Origin of the sequence: Bradyrhizobium lablabi, assembly GCF_018129385.1 — a bacterium.
GTDB classification, from domain to species: domain Bacteria; phylum Pseudomonadota; class Alphaproteobacteria; order Rhizobiales; family Xanthobacteraceae; genus Bradyrhizobium; species Bradyrhizobium lablabi_C.
Genome location: NZ_JAFCLN010000008.1, coordinates 1 through 14,966, shown reverse-complemented (window position 1 = coordinate 14,966; position 14,966 = coordinate 1). Strand labels below are relative to the sequence as shown.

13 protein-coding genes are annotated in these 14,966 nt (G+C 63.7%); 5 read left to right on the top strand and 8 right to left on the bottom strand.

From position 1 onward, the window contains the following. Positions 1-369 precede the first annotated feature (369 nt). Positions 370-1,269, top strand: coding sequence for a DUF2189 domain-containing protein (locus JQ628_RS17010; RefSeq protein ID WP_212223932.1), 900 nt, complete (start codon positions 370-372; stop codon positions 1,267-1,269). A gap of 172 nt (positions 1,270-1,441) precedes the next feature. Here JQ628_RS17010 and JQ628_RS17005 read toward each other — a convergent pair whose 3' ends face one another. The 7 genes from JQ628_RS17005 to sdhC form a co-directional block, all read right to left on the bottom strand. Further along, entirely contained in the window at positions 1,442-3,586 is a 2,145-nt protein-coding gene (locus JQ628_RS17005; protein WP_212223931.1) for a hybrid sensor histidine kinase/response regulator, read from the bottom strand. Between the two features lie 97 nt (positions 3,587-3,683). Further along, positions 3,684-4,244, bottom strand: a complete 561-nt coding sequence (locus JQ628_RS17000) for a cytochrome b/b6 domain-containing protein (RefSeq protein ID WP_212223930.1) — start codon at positions 4,242-4,244, stop codon at positions 3,684-3,686. 52 nt (positions 4,245-4,296) lie between these two features. Beyond that, a complete protein-coding gene (locus tag JQ628_RS16995) occupies positions 4,297-4,545 on the bottom strand; it encodes a PepSY domain-containing protein (RefSeq protein ID WP_433996141.1) in 249 nt (82 codons plus the stop codon). Positions 4,546-4,743: 198 nt separating this feature from the next. Further along, entirely contained in the window at positions 4,744-5,529 is a 786-nt protein-coding gene (locus JQ628_RS16990; protein WP_212223928.1) for a succinate dehydrogenase iron-sulfur subunit, read from the bottom strand. Positions 5,530-5,639: 110 nt separating this feature from the next. Beyond that, a complete protein-coding gene (gene sdhA / locus JQ628_RS16985; protein WP_212223926.1) occupies positions 5,640-7,481 on the bottom strand; it encodes a succinate dehydrogenase flavoprotein subunit in 1,842 nt (613 codons plus the stop codon). Between the two features lie 3 nt (positions 7,482-7,484). Further along, positions 7,485-7,859 (bottom strand): succinate dehydrogenase, hydrophobic membrane anchor protein, encoded by a 375-nt coding sequence (gene sdhD / locus JQ628_RS16980; protein WP_212224222.1) that lies wholly within the window; start codon positions 7,857-7,859, stop codon positions 7,485-7,487. Between the two features lie 14 nt (positions 7,860-7,873). Continuing rightward, entirely contained in the window at positions 7,874-8,272 is a 399-nt protein-coding gene (sdhC, locus tag JQ628_RS16975; protein WP_212223925.1) for a succinate dehydrogenase, cytochrome b556 subunit, read from the bottom strand. 250 nt (positions 8,273-8,522) lie between these two features. Here sdhC and JQ628_RS16970 point away from each other — a divergent pair, with 250 nt between their 5' ends. The 3 genes from JQ628_RS16970 (at position 8,523) to JQ628_RS16960 (ending at position 11,542) form a co-directional block, all read left to right on the top strand. After that, positions 8,523-9,386, top strand: coding sequence for a sulfite exporter TauE/SafE family protein (locus JQ628_RS16970; protein WP_212223924.1), 864 nt, complete (start codon positions 8,523-8,525; stop codon positions 9,384-9,386). Between the two features lie 64 nt (positions 9,387-9,450). Further along, positions 9,451-10,461, top strand: coding sequence for an ABC transporter substrate-binding protein (locus tag JQ628_RS16965; protein ID WP_212223923.1), 1,011 nt, complete (start codon positions 9,451-9,453; stop codon positions 10,459-10,461). A 55-nt stretch (positions 10,462-10,516) separates the two neighbouring features. Next, the gene (locus tag JQ628_RS16960; RefSeq protein ID WP_212223922.1) at positions 10,517-11,542 is read left to right on the top strand and encodes an ABC transporter substrate-binding protein; all 1,026 of its coding nucleotides are present in this window, start codon (positions 10,517-10,519) and stop codon (positions 11,540-11,542) included. A gap of 862 nt (positions 11,543-12,404) precedes the next feature. Here the strand turns inward: JQ628_RS16960 and JQ628_RS16955 are convergent. After that, complete coding sequence (locus tag JQ628_RS16955; protein WP_212223921.1) at positions 12,405-13,931, bottom strand: malonate--CoA ligase; 1,527 nt, start codon at positions 13,929-13,931, stop codon at positions 12,405-12,407. Between the two features lie 93 nt (positions 13,932-14,024). Here JQ628_RS16955 and JQ628_RS16950 point away from each other — a divergent pair, with 93 nt between their 5' ends. Continuing rightward, a complete protein-coding gene (locus JQ628_RS16950; RefSeq protein ID WP_212223920.1) occupies positions 14,025-14,786 on the top strand; it encodes an SDR family oxidoreductase in 762 nt (253 codons plus the stop codon). Positions 14,787-14,966: the final 180 nt, after the last annotated feature.

Sequence of the window (14,966 nt, the reverse complement as noted above, 5' to 3'; positions counted from 1 at the left end):
TGGCTTTGCTTCGCCCGTTCAACGGTCGCTAGACCGCAACCTCATCGGAAGTGGGCGTGTGGGACTCAGCATGATCTTGATATGGCCCGACGTCAATATGGCGTGCTCAAGATCGTGCTTAGCGTGCCATCGGCTGCGCTATGTCATGAATCGTGCAGATCGTCGCAAATGCACAGTTCACCCAACCGTGAGCGCTGTCATTCGTCTGCCGAGCTAAAGTTCACTCGACCGGTCGCGACACGTTCCGTCCGGCAACGTCCATTCAGCGATTGGTTTGCCGGGCTCGATCGCGATTTTCGCGCATGAGGCGGTACGCGCGTCTCCAGGGAGCGTGGTTGTCCATGCGATCACGAGCAAGGAGGCGGGACCATGGCCATAACGATTTTCGCAAGACCGAAACTGCAATTGTTCGGCGTCACCACCGAATATGTCGTTCGGAAAATCGGCCTTTCCGACTTGACCGACGCGTTGCGGCTGGGCTGGGAAGACTTCAAAGCCATACCAACTCACGCAGTCGTGCTTTGCCTGATCTATCCCGTTCTCGGTCTCGTTATCTTCAGAATGGTCCTCGGCGCTTCGTTGCTGCCGCTGCTCTTTCCGCTGGCTGCCGGCTTTACGCTGATAGGTCCCTTTGCCGGGCTCGGTCTCTACGAACTCAGCCGCCGCCGCGAGCGCGGCGAGGAACCTTCTGCGATGGACGCAATGCACGTGCTGCGGGCACCGTCTTTCGGCGCCATCCTCGGACTCGGCGCGATACTCCTTGTCCTGTTCGGGGTCTGGATCGCCGTCGCGGACGCCATCTATGTTGCAACCTTTGGCTATGCTGCGGCTGCGAGCATCCCTGATTTCGCAACGCGCGTGTTGACGACGCCGGAAGGCTGGACGCTCATCATCGTCGGCTGCGGCGTTGGCTTCTTTTTCGCCGTGGCTGCCCTGTGCATCAGCGTCGTGTCGTTTCCACTGATGCTCGACCGGCATGCGACTGCGATAGACGCAATCCGGACGTCGCTGCAGGCGGTGCGGATGAATCCAATTCCCATGGCCGCGTGGGGGGTGATCGTTGCGGCGCTGCTCGCGATCGGTTCACTGCCGGCCTTCGTCGGCCTCTGCGTCGTTCTGCCTGTGCTCGGCCATGCCAGTTGGCATCTTTATCGGAAGGTCGTGGAGCCAGATCCGAATCCTCCGCCAGAAGAGTCCCGACTGCCGATAGGACACCGGTATGCGGCGGACTTCCCTGCCTCGCTCTTCCCGTGGAGCCGTGAGCGCTAATTTAGACGGCAGAGAAGTATCGCCGCTTCGGCTGCGGCGAGGGCATGCCACCGGACTGGAAGCCGTCGGCATCCATAGCTCGGCAAAGCGACAGATGGATTGCTTCGCGGAGCCTGTCATCCGGCGGCGCTTTGCGCCGACCGGGTGGCTCGCAATGACGGGGAATACGGGCTCAGGATGCCGCCGGCGCCGCATCGCGCGCGGTGCGCCGCCGCGCCACCTTGTGCAGGGCGCGCGAAAGCTGCTCGACCGAATAGGGCTTTTGCAGCAGCTCGAAGCCGAGCGTGCCCTGTTCGGACAGCACATGGCTGTAGCCGCTGGTCAACACGATCGGCACGTCATAGCCGCGCCGACGGATTTCCTGCGCCAGCTCGATGCCGGTCATGCCCGGCATCACTACGTCGGAGAACACCACGTCGAAGCGGCTGGAATCGTTGAACAGCTCTTCCAGCGCGTGGACGGCGCTGCCGACCATGGTGGTGTCGTAGCCGAGCTCAGTGAGCGCATCGCTCGCGAATCGTCCGACCTCGGCATTGTCCTCGACCACGAGCACCGAGATGCCGTGGCCGTCGGCTGCCGACGATTCCGCCGGCGTGGCCTGTAGCGGACGCTCTGCCCCGATGACGCGCGGCAGATACAGCGTGAAGGCGCTGCCCTTGCCGAGCTCGCTGTCGACGGTCACCTCGCCGCCCGATTGCTTGGCAAAGCCGAACACCTGCGACAGCCCGAGCCCGGTGCCGTGGCCGACTTCCTTGGTAGTGAAGAACGGCTCAAAAATCCGTCCGAGCTGATCCGGCGGAATGCCGCTGCCGGTATCCTCGACGGTGACGGCCACATAGCCCTCGGCGCGTGTTGCATGCGGCGCGGGGCCGGGGAGTTCGGCCACGGTGCGAACCGCGATGGTCAGCCGGCCTTCGCCGCCCATGGCGTCGCGCGCGTTGACCGCCATGTTGATCATCGCCGTCTCGAACTGGCCGGCATCGGCATTGATCAGGCAGGGCCCGCCCGGGACGCGGGTGACGATCTCGATGCGCGCGCCGGTCAGGGTGCGGATGATCTCGCTCAGCATCTGCACGCTTTCGCCGACGTCGAACAGTTCCGGCTTGAGCGTTTGCCGCCGCGCAAACGCCAGCAGTTGCGCGGTCAGCTTCGCGGCGCGGTTGACGGTGTCGGAAATCGCCTCGACATAACGCTGCCGCCGCTCGTCGGAAAGATGCGGCCGCCGCAACATGTCGGCCGAAGCGCGGATCACGGTCAGCAGATTGTTGAAGTCGTGCGCGACGCCGCCGGTGAGCTGGCCCAGCGCCTCCAGGCGCTGGCCGTGCTTCAATGCTTCCTCCGCCTCCTGCCGCTTGGCGGTTTCGGCATAGAAATTCTGCGTCCGCCGCAGCGCCAACGCGAGGAATACGAACAGCAGCGCGGTGGCCGGCAGGCCGAACACCAGATGCTGGCTCACGGTGGAAAGCCAGCGCGCGCGGATCGCCGAAGTCTCGAGACCCGCGCTAACATAGATCGGATAGCCGGCGAGCCGCCTGTACCCGATCCGGCGCTCGATCTGGTCGGTCGGCGACGTCACCGTGATCAGGCCGCCTTCGGGATTGGCGGCCATCTTCCTGCCGACGGGCCCGTCACGGTCGAGCTGGACGCCGCGATCGAGCGTCGGAAAGCGGGCCAGCACCATGCCGTCGGTTCGGCCCAATGCGAAAAAGCTGCCGGGCTCGCGCCCGATCCGCGCGTAGAAATTCTCGAAATATTCCGGATAGACGGAGGCCTGGATCACGCCGGTAAAGCTGCCGCTCTCGCTCGGCCGGCGGCGGCTGACGCCGAAGAACGGCGCGCCCTGATAGGGCGGACGCGGGGTCAGCGCGGCGCCGATGAAGGTGCCGATATCGGCGGCGACATGCGCCTTGAAATAGTCGCGGTCGGAAAAGTCGATCTCGGGCGGCGGCGACACCAGGCTGTTGACCAGCGCATGGCCGCTGGCGTCGAAAATCCAGGTCGACTTCACCTGCGGCAGCGAAGCGACCATTTCCTTCAGCCGCTGATGCAGCGCTTCCTCGCGCGAGCGGATGCCCTCGTCCGGAATGCCGCGGATAACTTCCGCGATTTCCGAATTGGCGCGGTCGATGGTCTCGAACACTTTCAGCGCGTGCTCATGCGCGACATCGAGCGTGCGGCCGATTTCCCGGTCGGCGGCCTCCTTGATCGAAATCCAGGAAACCGTGGAGGCAAAAATGAACAGCGCCAGCGGGAGGGCCAGCGAGGCCGCCATCATCCATTGCAGCAATTTTAACGAATTGCGTTGTGCGGGGTGCACGGGCGCTCCGAATTCGGCCGCTGCAACCTTACGTCAAACTGTCGTGAGAACAAAGCAGGGCGGTGCGATGGAACCGCATGGCTCCCCGGAGGGCCGTTCAGTCCCGCTTGTGCGGAAAGGCGTGACGCCGCTTCCAGCCTGACAACATCGACCGCACCAGGTTTTCTCTCTGCAACGCACACATCGCGAGGACGCCGAGCACGTGCAGCACGGCCAGGATCATGACGGCGTCGGAGACGTAGCTGTGGGTGTCCTCCACCCAGGGCACCCCGAAGAACGTCACCGTGGTCGACATCCACCCGGTGATGGTCGAGATCGCAAGCAGCAGTAGCATCGCCACCAGCATCGCCGCGCCCGCCGGGTTGAGCCCGAGATAACGCCCGGTCTTGCCGCGCCGCAGGTTCCAGAGGAATTGCGGCGTGGCGCGCAGCCGGCGCCGCAGCGTACGGAATTGCGAATAGCGCGTGCCGAAAACCCCCCAGGCGAGCCGGAACACCAGCAGGCCGAGCACGGTGTAGCCGGCGAACCGGTGCAAGCGGTCGTAGGTGCTGGGCGTGAACCAGGCGACCAGCACGAAGATGGCCAGCGCCCAGTGCGTGGCGCGCAGCGGAAGATCCCACACCCGCACCATGTCCGGCGCGCGCGGGCGCGCCGGCATTGGTGAGGCCGCGTCGACTGACGCTTGGACGGGCTGCTGCAAGCGGGCCGGCTTACTTGGCGATGGTGTGCTTCAGGCTGAGGTCTTCGGGGCTGTAGAACAGCTCGAACAGTTTTCCGCCCTTCACGCCATAGACCTCGTAACAGGAGCCTTCGACCTTGGAGCGCCGAACCTCGTAGCCGGCTTCCTTGGCCTTGGCTTCCGCCTCGCTCGCCGGCTTCCAGGAAGCCTTGTCGATCTTGGTGCAGTCCTTGTAGCCGTCGGCCAATGCCGGCGCTGCGGCGAATACGCCGAACGCCATGGCAACCGCACAACCCCTGATGAGCGCCTTCATGAAATTCTCCTGACAAAACACGTGCGACACCGCGTCGCGCCGCGATGCCATAGCATCAGTGATCGTCGGGAAAACTTGGAATAGCTCTTAGAGCGATTCCAAGCAGGAGAATTTGTCGTGCGATTCCTGTGGCCGTGCGCCGACGCCCGACGTCTTCCGCTGGACCTAGATCTGCCGCTCGACCATCTTCAGCTTGAGCTCGGCGATCGCTTGCGAGGGGTTAAGACCCTTCGGGCACGCCTTGGCGCAGTTCATGATGGTGTGGCAGCGATAGAGCCGGAACGGGTCCTCGAGGTTGTCGAGCCGCTCGCCGGTGGCCTCGTCGCGCGAGTCGGTGACCCACCGCGTCGCCTGTAGCAGGGCGGCGGGCCCGAGGAAGCGGTCGCTGTTCCACCAATAGCTCGGGCAGGAGGTCGAGCAGCAGGCGCACAAAATGCACTCGTAGAGGCCATCGAGCTTTTCGCGGTCCTCGTGGCTCTGCTTCCATTCCTTCTGCGGCGTCGGGGTCGTGGTCTTCAGCCACGGCTCGATCGACGCATACTGCGCGTAGAAGTTGGTCAGGTCGGGAACGAGGTCCTTCACGACCGGCTGGTGCGGCAGCGGGTTGACCTTCACCGCGCCGCCCGCGCCGACGTCATGCATCGACTTGGTGCAGGCCAGCGTGTTCTGCCCGTCGATGTTCATGGCGCAGGAGCCGCAGACGCCCTCGCGGCAGGAGCGGCGGAAGGTCAGGGTCGGATCGATGTGGTTCTTGATCCAGATCAGCCCGTCCAGCACCATCGGGCCGCAATCGTTGATGTCGACATGATAGGTGTCGACGCTCGGATTCTTGCCGTCGTCCGGATTCCAGCGATAGACCCGGAACTCGCGCGTCTCGGTCGCGCCCGCCGGCTTCGGCCACGTCTTGCCGCCGGTGATCCTGGAATTCTTCGGAAGCACGAAATCAGCCATTTGCCTTGCCTTTCGTCATTCCGGGGCGATGCGAAGCATCGAACCCGGAATCTCGAGATTCCGGGTCTGGTGCTGGCGCACCATCCCGGAATGACGGGTCGTTGTTATGCTCAGTACACCCGCGCCTTCGGCGGGATGTACTGCACGTCGTTGGTCATCGTGTAGTCGTGCACCGGGCGGTAGTCGATCGCGGTCTTGCCGCCATGGTCGATCCACGCCAGCGTGTGCTTCATCCAGTTCTTGTCGTCGCGGTCCGGAAAATCCTCGCGGGCATGGGCGCCGCGGCTTTCGGTGCGGTTGGCGGCCGAATCCATCGTCACCACCGCCTGCACGATCAGATTGTCGAATTCCAGCGTCTCGACCAGATCGGAATTCCACACCAGCGAGCGGTCCGACGTCGCGATATCGCCGATGCCGCCATGCACCTTGTGGATCAGGTTCTTGCCTTCCTGAAGCAGATCGCCGGTGCGGAACACCGCGCAATTGTTCTGCATCACATGCTGCATGGAATCGCGCAGCTTTGCGGTCGGCGTGCCGCCGGCGGCGTAGCGGTAATGATCGAGCCGGCCGAGCGCGAGCTCGGCGGAATCCGCCGGCAGCTCCGGCTGCTTGCCGTTGGCGGTGAGTTTTTCGGCGCAGCGCAGCGCGGCGGCGCGGCCGAACACCACGAGGTCGATCAGCGAGTTGGAGCCGAGGCGATTGGCGCCGTGCACCGAGACGCACGCGGCTTCGCCGATCGCCATCAGGCCCGGCACCACCGCATTGTCGTCGCCGTTCTTCTTGGTCAGCACTTCGGCGTGATAATTCGTGGCGATGCCGCCCATGTTGTAGTGCACGGTCGGCAGGATCGGGATCGGCTCGCGGGTGACGTCGACATTGGCAAAGATCTTGGCCGATTCGGAAATGCCCGGCAGCCGCTCCTGCAACACCTTTGGATCGAGATGATCGAGGTGCAGGTAGATGTGATCCTTCTTCTTGCCGACGCCGCGGCCTTCGCGGATCTCGATCGTCATCGCGCGCGAGACCACGTCGCGCGAGGCGAGATCCTTCGCCGACGGCGCATAGCGCTCCATGAAACGCTCGCCTTCGGAATTGACGAGATAGCCGCCTTCGCCGCGCGCGCCTTCGGTGACGAGACAGCCGGAACCGTAGATGCCGGTCGGGTGGAACTGGACGAATTCCATGTCCTGCATCGGCAGTCCGGCGCGCAGCACCATGCCGCCGCCGTCGCCGGTGCAGGTGTGCGCCGAGGTGCAGGAGGCATAGGCGCGGCCATAGCCGCCGGTCGCGAGGATCGTCGTCTGCGCCCGGAAGCGGTGCAGCGTGCCGTCATCCAGCTTGAGCGCGATCACGCCGCGGCAGACGCCCTGGTCGTCCATGATCAGGTCGATGGCGAAGAACTCGATGTAGAATTCGGCGGAATGCCGCAGTGCCTGGCCGTACATCGTGTGCAGCATGGCGTGGCCGGTGCGGTCGGCGGCGGCGCAGGTGCGCTGCGCCTGGCCCTTGCCGTAGTCGATGGTCATGCCGCCGAACGGCCGCTGATAGATCTTGCCGTCCTCGGTACGTGAGAACGGCACGCCCCAATGTTCGAGCTCGTAGACGGCTTCCGGCGCGTGACGCACCATGTATTCGATCGCGTCCTGATCGCCCAGCCAGTCCGACCCCTTGACGGTGTCGTACATGTGCCAGCGCCAGTCGTCCTGGTGCATGTTGCCCAGCGAAGCGGAAATGCCGCCCTGCGCCGCCACGGTGTGCGAGCGAGTGGGGAACACCTTTGTGATGCAGGCGGTGCGCAGGCCCGCTTCGCTACAGCCGACAACCGCGCGAAGGCCCGCGCCGCCGGCGCCTACCACGACGACATCGTAGGTGTGATCCTCGATCGGATAGGCTTTTCCGTTGGTGGCAGGTCCCGCGCCGTTCGCGGCCTTGCCGTTAGCTTCAGAAGCCATAGTTCAGACTCCCGATGACAATTTAAGGATGGCGTAGATCGACGCCAATGCCACCGCAATACAGAAGAAGTTGTTAGCCATGACGCTGGCGAGTTTCAGCTTCTCGTTATGGACATAGTCCTCGATCACCACCTGCATGCCGATCTTCATGTGCCAGGTACTGGCGACGATGAAGAGCAGCAGGATGATCGCGATCGGCAGCGAGCCGAGGATCTGCGACGCGCCAGCCTGGTTGCGTCCGACCAGCATCAGCATGATGACGATCACGGGAACGATCAGCAGCGTCATCGCCACCGCGGTCAGGCGCTGGCGCCAGAAATCCTTGGTGCCGGAATGCGAAGAGCCGAGATTGCGGACGCGGCCGAGCGGCGTGCGCATGGAGGAGCGGTCGCTCATCGGGCGCCTCCAATGGCATAGGCGATGATCCAGACCAGTATCGTCAGCGCGATGCCGGCGATCAGCGCGCCCCAGGTCAACGCCTCGCGCTCATTGGCTTTGAAGCCGTAGCCGAGATCCCAGACGAAATGGCGAAGGCCCGACACCAGATGATGCAGCAGCGCCCATGTGTAGCCGAACAGGACCAGCTTGCCGAACCAGCTCGAGGTGAACGCCTGCACATTGCCATAGGCGCCCGGGCCGGAGGCGGTCGCGATCAACCACCAAGCCAGCAGCAGCGTGCCGAAATACAGCGCAAGGCCGGTTCCGCGATGGACAATGGAAAGCGCCATCGTCAGCGTCCAGCGATAGGTCTGCAAATGGGGCGAAAGCGGTCGATCGATCCTGGCGGTCATGTCGGCTTTTAAGAGTTTTCAGGGGCCGAATGCCGGCCCCGATGGATCGTGTAGAGGAATTCTATTTATTGAGTCGAAACAGCCAGCGCAATGACGAAAACCATCCCTTGCGAATGATGGTTCATACCTACGCATGAGCCCTGCATTTGCAGGCGTTGACATCATCCGGCGCACCGCCGATTGCTGGTATACCTGAAGCACGATTCATGAACGTTTGCGATGGCAGCGTTCGCCATGAGGAAACCGTCAGATGACAGTCGCTGGCCTCAGCGTCACCGAGGTCGTCGAACTCGCGTTGATGCTGGTTGTGGTCGGCGCGCTGTCCGGCTTCTTCGCCGGCATTTTCGGCATCGGCGGCGGCGCGATCCTGGTGCCGGTTTTCTACGAATGCTTTCGGCTGGCGGGCGTTCCGCTGGAAGTGCGGATGCCGCTTTGCATCGGCACCTCGCTCGCGATCATCATCCCGACCTCGATCAGTTCGTTCCGCGCCCACTATAAGCGCGGCGCGGTCGATATGGAGATATTGAAGTCCTGGTGGCTGCCGGTGGTGATCGGTGTCGTCGCCGGCAGCGTCACGGCGCGCTACGCGCCGGAGCGGCTGTTCAAGATCGTGTTCGTTGGCGTGGCGTGGTCGGCCGCGGCGCGGCTGATCCTGGCGCGCGACAACTGGAAGCTTGGCGACGTCATGCCGACCGGTTTGCTGATGCGCGTCTACGGCTTCTTCATCGGCCTGCTCTCGACCCTGATGGGCGTCGGCGGCGGCCTGTTCGCCAATCTGCTGATGACGTTCTACGGCCGCCCGATCCATCAGGCGGTCGCGACCTCATCGGCGCTGGCCGTGCTGATCTCGATCCCCGGCGCGCTCGGCTATGTCTATGCCGGCTGGCCCGCCGCGTCGAAGTTCCCCGAAGTCGCCGCGCTCCAGCTTCCGTTCGCTCTCGGCTATGTCTCACTGATCGGCGCGCTGCTGGTGATGCCGACCGCCCTCCTGGTCGCCCCGCTTGGCGTGCGGGTCGCGCATGCGATGTCCAAGCGCACGCTGGAACTCGCCTTCGGTTGCTATCTCTTCATCGTCGGCGGCCGGTTCGTGATAAGCTTGTTGAGCGGGTCATAATTGCCAACTAGAAATTGAAAGCGGGACCGGGCATCAAACCCGGCGCGGGTCTGGGGACACGTTCATGAAACGGCGCGCGTTCATCACGCTGCTCGGCGGCGCAGCGGCATCTCCGCTTGTGCTGCCGATGGCGGCGCTCCCGGCGAGGGCCCAGCAGGGCGGAAAGCCGCGCACCGTCGGCGTGCTGATGACGGTCGCCGAAAGCGATGCCGACAGCCAGAAGCGTATCGGCGCGTTCCGCCAGGGCTTTGCCGACCTCGGCTGGAAGGATGGACAGAACGTCCGCATCGAATATCGCTGGGCGGCGGGCAAGATCGATCTGATCCGGAAATACGCGGAAGAGCTGGTGGCGCTGGCGCCGGATGTGATCCTTGCCAACAGCACGCCGGTCGTCGCTGCCTTGCAGAAGCTCACGACGTCGATTCCTATCGTCTTTGCCCTGACGAACGATCCGGTCGGTCTTGGATTTGTAAAGTCGCTGTCGCGGCCGGGCGGCAACATCACGGGCTTTACCTACATCAATCCCGCCCTGGTCGGAAAATGGATGGGGCTGCTCAGTGAGTTGCAGTCCGGCGTGAGCCGCACGGCGCTGTTGTTCAATCCCGCCACCGCGCCCTTCTACCGGAATTTCATGCCCGAGATCGAAGCAGCGCGCCAGCCCGGCGCGCCCTCGCTGGTGCCGATGCCGATTGCCTCGGCCGCCGAACTCGCGCCGGCGATCAATGACTTTGCGAAAACCGCCGGCGGCGGCCTTTTGATCGGTCCCGATCCCTTCACCATTGTCCATATCAAGGAGATCACCCGGCTGGTGCAGCAGGCCCGCTTGCCGGCGATATCGGTCTATCGCCCGTTCCCCGCGGAAGGCGGCCTGATGGCCTACGGGCCTGATACCGCCGACATCTTCAGGCGCTCGGCTGCGTACATCGATCGGGTTCTCAAGGGCGCCAATCCGGCCGAACTTCCGGTGCAGGAGCCGGACAAGTTCGAATTCATCGTCAACCTGAAAGCGGCCAGAGCGCTCGGGATCGATCTGCCGCGGATGCTGCTCGCCACCGCGGACGAGGTGATGGAGTGACGGGCCGGGGCGATACCGCGAACCGCCGCGTTGTGGTAAGCCGGCCGTGCAGTCGATGGGGCTGCCTACAGAAAAGCGGGCCTGGGAAGATTCCGGCATGCGGCGGCGCGAATTCATCACGCTGTTGGGAGCGGCTGCGGCCGTGCCGTCAGCGGCGCGCGCGCAGAAGGGCGTGCCCGTAATCGCCATCCTCGGCAGCGGCACGCCGGAGGCGGCCTCCAGCAAGCTACAAATGATGCAACTCGAAGCGGGCATGCGCGAGGCCGGTCTCGTCGAGGGCCGCGACTATGCGTTCGAGTTCCGCTGGGCCGACAGCGACGTGGCGCAGTTTCCCTCGCTCGCGGCGGAGTTGCTTGCGAAGCATCCGCGCGCCGTCGTGGTCTCGACCAACACCGCGGCCTTTGCCGTTCAGAAATTGTCGCGCACCGTGCCGATCGTCGGCACCGGGCTGAACACGCCGGTGGCTGTCGGCCTTGTCGCGAGCCTGTCCCGTCCCGGCGGCAACGTCACCGGCGTCTCGACCATGGCGGAGGATACGCAGCTCAAGCTGCTGGAGATGCTGCGCGAGACGCTGCCGGAAGCGCGGCGGGTGCTGGCGATCGTCAACCTCGCCAATCCCGCGCACCCCGCGATGCTCGCGGCGTTGACGGCGCAGGCCGATAAAGGCGGGCTCGTCATCGATTCCGTGAACGTCACCGCGCCGGCCGATCTGGAGACCGTGTTCGCCGAGTTGTCGCAGCAGCCGGCCAAGGCGGTGTTCGTGCTCTCCGACAACAGCCTGTTCGGATTGTCGGAGCCGATCATCGCCCGCGCCCTGGCGGCGCGCGTACCCGCCTTCAGCAATTTCACCGAACCGTTCGCGCAAGCCGGCGGTCTGTTCGCCTATTCGCGCGATTCGAAGGAAGCCTATCAGGGCGTCGCGCGGCTCTTGAAACGCGTGCTCGAAGGCGCCGCGCCCGCCGAGCTGCCGTTCGAGCAGCCGACCAAGTTCAACCTGTTCATCAATCTCAAGACGGCGAAGACGCTCGGCATCGAGGTGCCGGAGCGATACATCGTGATTGCCGACCGGGTGATCGAATAGGAGCCACAGCTCGTAGGATGGGTAGAGCGAAGCGAAACCCATCATCTTCCGGGAGCGTTGCAACAGCGGTTGATGGGTTTCGCTGCGCTCTACCCATCCTACGACGGCCGCTAATATGTGACCTATTCAACACGACGGGCAAATCAGCAAAAACCTGTCCAGACCGCTGCGCAAAAATATTTCGCTTGCCGATTCTGAAAATCAGAATTATAAGCTTCGCCGTCTCATCCCCGAGGAGGGGCGTTGGCCATCGTCACCAAGCGTTGGGATGAGATGCGGTGGACGCTTTGGCGTGGTGAATCTTCACCAGACGAAAACGCCCAGAGCGTACGGCGAAGTCGTGTGGTCCTGGCGCCGCTATGCAGGCGTTAAGTCTTGCGGAGCAATCCACGAGCCGACGGTGACAACAAAGCGCTCTCACCGGGGAGATCACGTTATAAGCCGTAAAGCCATTGCGCAGGGGATGTCGGCGTGTTCACCGCTTCACCTGTATGCTCGTGTGCACCTTTTTGTTGCGCAAGCAGCGCACACGAGACCGCGGGTGCAGCGCGCACCCGGCATTCCCTGCGCCCTCTGGTTTGAAGAGGCGCGACGAATTTTGAAAAGCTCGGGCGAAACCATGCCGCGAGATCGCGAGCGCACGCTCTCTCCCCACGTCGTCCCGGACAAACGAGCCAACGGGTCGGCGCGAAGCGCCGCCCGATGACAGGCTCCGCGAGCGCTGATCCGGGACCCATACGCCGCGGCGGAAATTATTTGGAAACGGTGGTCGACGGCTTTGCTTCTACAACGATCGCCTGTGGTTATGGATCCCGGCTTTCGCCGGGACGACACCGAAATTGCCGCGGTAGCGTCGCCCACCTCACTTCGCGTAGATCTTCCCGTAAGTATCGCGCAAGATATTCTTTTGCACCTTGCCCATCGCGTTGCGCGGCAGTTCATCGACGATGAACACCCGCTTGGGCATCTTGAACTTGGCCAGCCGCCCGTCGAGCGCATTCAGCACGGAAGCCTCGCTGACATCGGCGCCCTTGTTGCAGACTACGACCGCGGTGACGCCCTCGCCGAAATCGGCATGCGGCACGCCGATCACGGCGGACTCCACCACGCCCGGCATGGCGTCGATCTCGCTCTCGATTTCCTTCGGATAGACGTTGAAGCCGCCGGAGATGACGAGATCCTTGCCGCGGCCGACGATGTGGGCATAGCCCTTGTCGTCGACCTTGCCGAGATCGCCGGTGATGAAGAAACCGTCGTCGCGGAATTCGGCCTTGGTCTTCTCCGGCATCCGCCAATAGCCCTTGAATACGTTCGGGCCCTTGACCTCGATCATGCCGATCTCGTTGCGCGCGAGCTCCTTGCCGGTCTCGGGATCGGTGACGCGCAGCGAGACGCCGGGCAGCGGAAAGCCGACCGCGCCGGGCACGCGCTCGCCGTCATAGGGGTTCGACGTGTTCATGTTGGTCTCGGTCATGCCGTAGCGCTCGAGCACGGCGTGTCCGGTGCGCGCAGACCATTCGCGATGGGTGTCGGCGAGCAGCGGCGCCGAACCGGACACGAACAGGCGCATGTGTTTTGTCGATTCCTTCGACAGGGCCGGGTTCTGCAACAGGCGGGTGTAAAAAGTCGGCACGCCCATCAGCACGGTGGCGCGCGCCATCAGCTTGATGATCAGGTCGGTGTCGAGTTTCGGCAAAAAGATCATCGCGGCGCGCGCGAACAGCGTGACGTTGCTCGCCACGAACAGGCCGTGGGTGTGGTAGATCGGCAGCGCGTGGATCAGCACGTCGTCTTTGCTGAAGCGCCAATAGTCGACCAGCGACAGCGAGTTGGACGCGAGATTATCCTGCGTCAGCATCGCGCCCTTGGAGCGGCCGGTGGTGCCGGAGGTGTAGAGGATCGCCGCGAGATCGTCGTTCTTGCGCGGAACGGTGGTGAATTCCGCAGGCGCCTTGGCCGCCGCATCCGTCAGCGAGCCCTTGCCGTTGGCGTCCAGCGTCTCGACCTTCGCGCCGACCTTGGCCGCGATGGCGTGGATGCCCTCGGCCTTGGAGGGATCGCACACCACCAGCGACGGCTCGGCATCGCCGATGAAATAGTCGAGCTCGTTGAGCGTGTAGGCGGTGTTGAGCGGCAGATACACCGCGCCGGCGCGCACGGTCGCGAGATAAAGCACCAGCGCCGGCACCGATTTTTCCGTCTGCGCCGCGACGCGGTCGCCCGGCTTGACGCCGCGCGCGACCAGCACGTTCGCGGTCTTTCCGGCCAGCGCGATCAGGTCGGCATAGGAGATACGCGTGCCGTCGAGCTGTTCGATCGCAAGCCGCGAGGGATCATCGAGGTTGTCGAACAGGCGAGAAAACAGATTGGCATTAGCGGTCGTGTTCATGCAACATTCCCTGAAGGGGCGGGCGCTGGCTGGGGAAATTCCGCTGGCTGGATTAGCAAAAACGCCCTTCAAAAAGCAACGGAGACAGTTTGCATGTCAAATGATGGGAAACGCGTGGCCTGGGTGACGGGCGGCGGCACCGGGATCGGCGAGTCCGCGGCGGAGCACCTGGCGGCCGACGGCTGGACCGTGGTGGTTTCGGGCCGCCGCAAGCAGGAGCTCGACCGGGTGGTGGCGAATATCGCCAAAAACGGCGGCAAGGCCGAGGCGATCCAGCTCGACGTCAGCGACAAGGATAGCGTCAACAAGGCGGCCGAAGCGATCGTCGCCAAACATGGCCGGATCGATTGCCTCGTCAACAGCGCCGGCATTAACGTGCCGAAGCGAAGCTGGGCCGACATGGAGCTGGAAGGCTGGGACAAGCTGGTCGAGATCAACCTTAACGGCGTGCTCTATTGCATGCGCGCGGTGCTGCCGACCATGCGGAAACAAAAGGACGGCACCATCATCAACGTCGCCTCCTGGGCCGGACGCCACGTCTCGAAGATGCCGGGCCCGGCCTACACCACGACGAAACATGCAGTGCTGGCGCTGACCCATTCCTTCAACATGGACGAATGCGTCAACGGCCTGCGCGCCTGCTGCTTCTCGCCCGGCGAAGTGGCGACGCCAATCCTGAAACTGCGCCCCGTCGTGCCGTCAGCGGAAGAGCAGGCCAAAATGCTCCAGCCGGAAGATTGCGGCCGCACCATCGCCTTCGTCGCCGGCATGCCGTCGCGCGTCTGCATCAACGAAATCCTGATCAGCCCCACCCACAACCGCGGCTTTATTCAAACGCCGGCGAGCAGGGATTAACTCTCTCGTCGCCCCTGCGAACGCAGGGGCCCATAACCACCGATGTCTGTTGTTTGAGGGACTGGAGCTCCAGCGAGAACCAAACCAAGAACTGTGGTTATGGGTCCCTGCGAACGTGTTCGGTCCCGTGGGATTGGCAAGAGCCTGGATGGGAGCTTGGTAGCCGAGGCATTTGAGGCG

Bases quoted from the DNA above. Each gene is read 5' to 3' on its own strand.
- JQ628_RS17000 (WP_212223930.1), bottom strand. From the start codon at position 4,244: ATGCCGGCGCGCCCGCGCGCGCCGGACATGGTGCGGGTGTGGGATCTT.
- JQ628_RS16990 (WP_212223928.1), bottom strand. From the start codon at position 5,529: ATGGCTGATTTCGTGCTTCCGAAGAATTCCAGGATCACCGGCGGCAAG.
- JQ628_RS16950 (WP_212223920.1), top strand. From the start codon at position 14,025: ATGTCAAATGATGGGAAACGCGTGGCCTGGGTGACGGGCGGCGGCACC.
- JQ628_RS16995 (WP_433996141.1), bottom strand. From the start codon at position 4,545: ATGGCGTTCGGCGTATTCGCCGCAGCGCCGGCATTGGCCGACGGCTAC.
- sdhC (WP_212223925.1), bottom strand. From the start codon at position 8,272: ATGACCGCCAGGATCGATCGACCGCTTTCGCCCCATTTGCAGACCTAT.
- JQ628_RS16970 (WP_212223924.1), top strand. From the start codon at position 8,523: ATGACAGTCGCTGGCCTCAGCGTCACCGAGGTCGTCGAACTCGCGTTG.
- JQ628_RS17010 (WP_212223932.1), top strand. From the start codon at position 370: ATGGCCATAACGATTTTCGCAAGACCGAAACTGCAATTGTTCGGCGTC.
- sdhD (WP_212224222.1), bottom strand. From the start codon at position 7,859: ATGCGCACGCCGCTCGGCCGCGTCCGCAATCTCGGCTCTTCGCATTCC.
- sdhA (WP_212223926.1), bottom strand. From the start codon at position 7,481: ATGGCTTCTGAAGCTAACGGCAAGGCCGCGAACGGCGCGGGACCTGCC.
- JQ628_RS16955 (WP_212223921.1), bottom strand. From the start codon at position 13,931: ATGAACACGACCGCTAATGCCAATCTGTTTTCTCGCCTGTTCGACAAC.
- JQ628_RS16960 (WP_212223922.1), top strand. From the start codon at position 10,517: ATGGGGCTGCCTACAGAAAAGCGGGCCTGGGAAGATTCCGGCATGCGG.
- JQ628_RS16965 (WP_212223923.1), top strand. From the start codon at position 9,451: ATGAAACGGCGCGCGTTCATCACGCTGCTCGGCGGCGCAGCGGCATCT.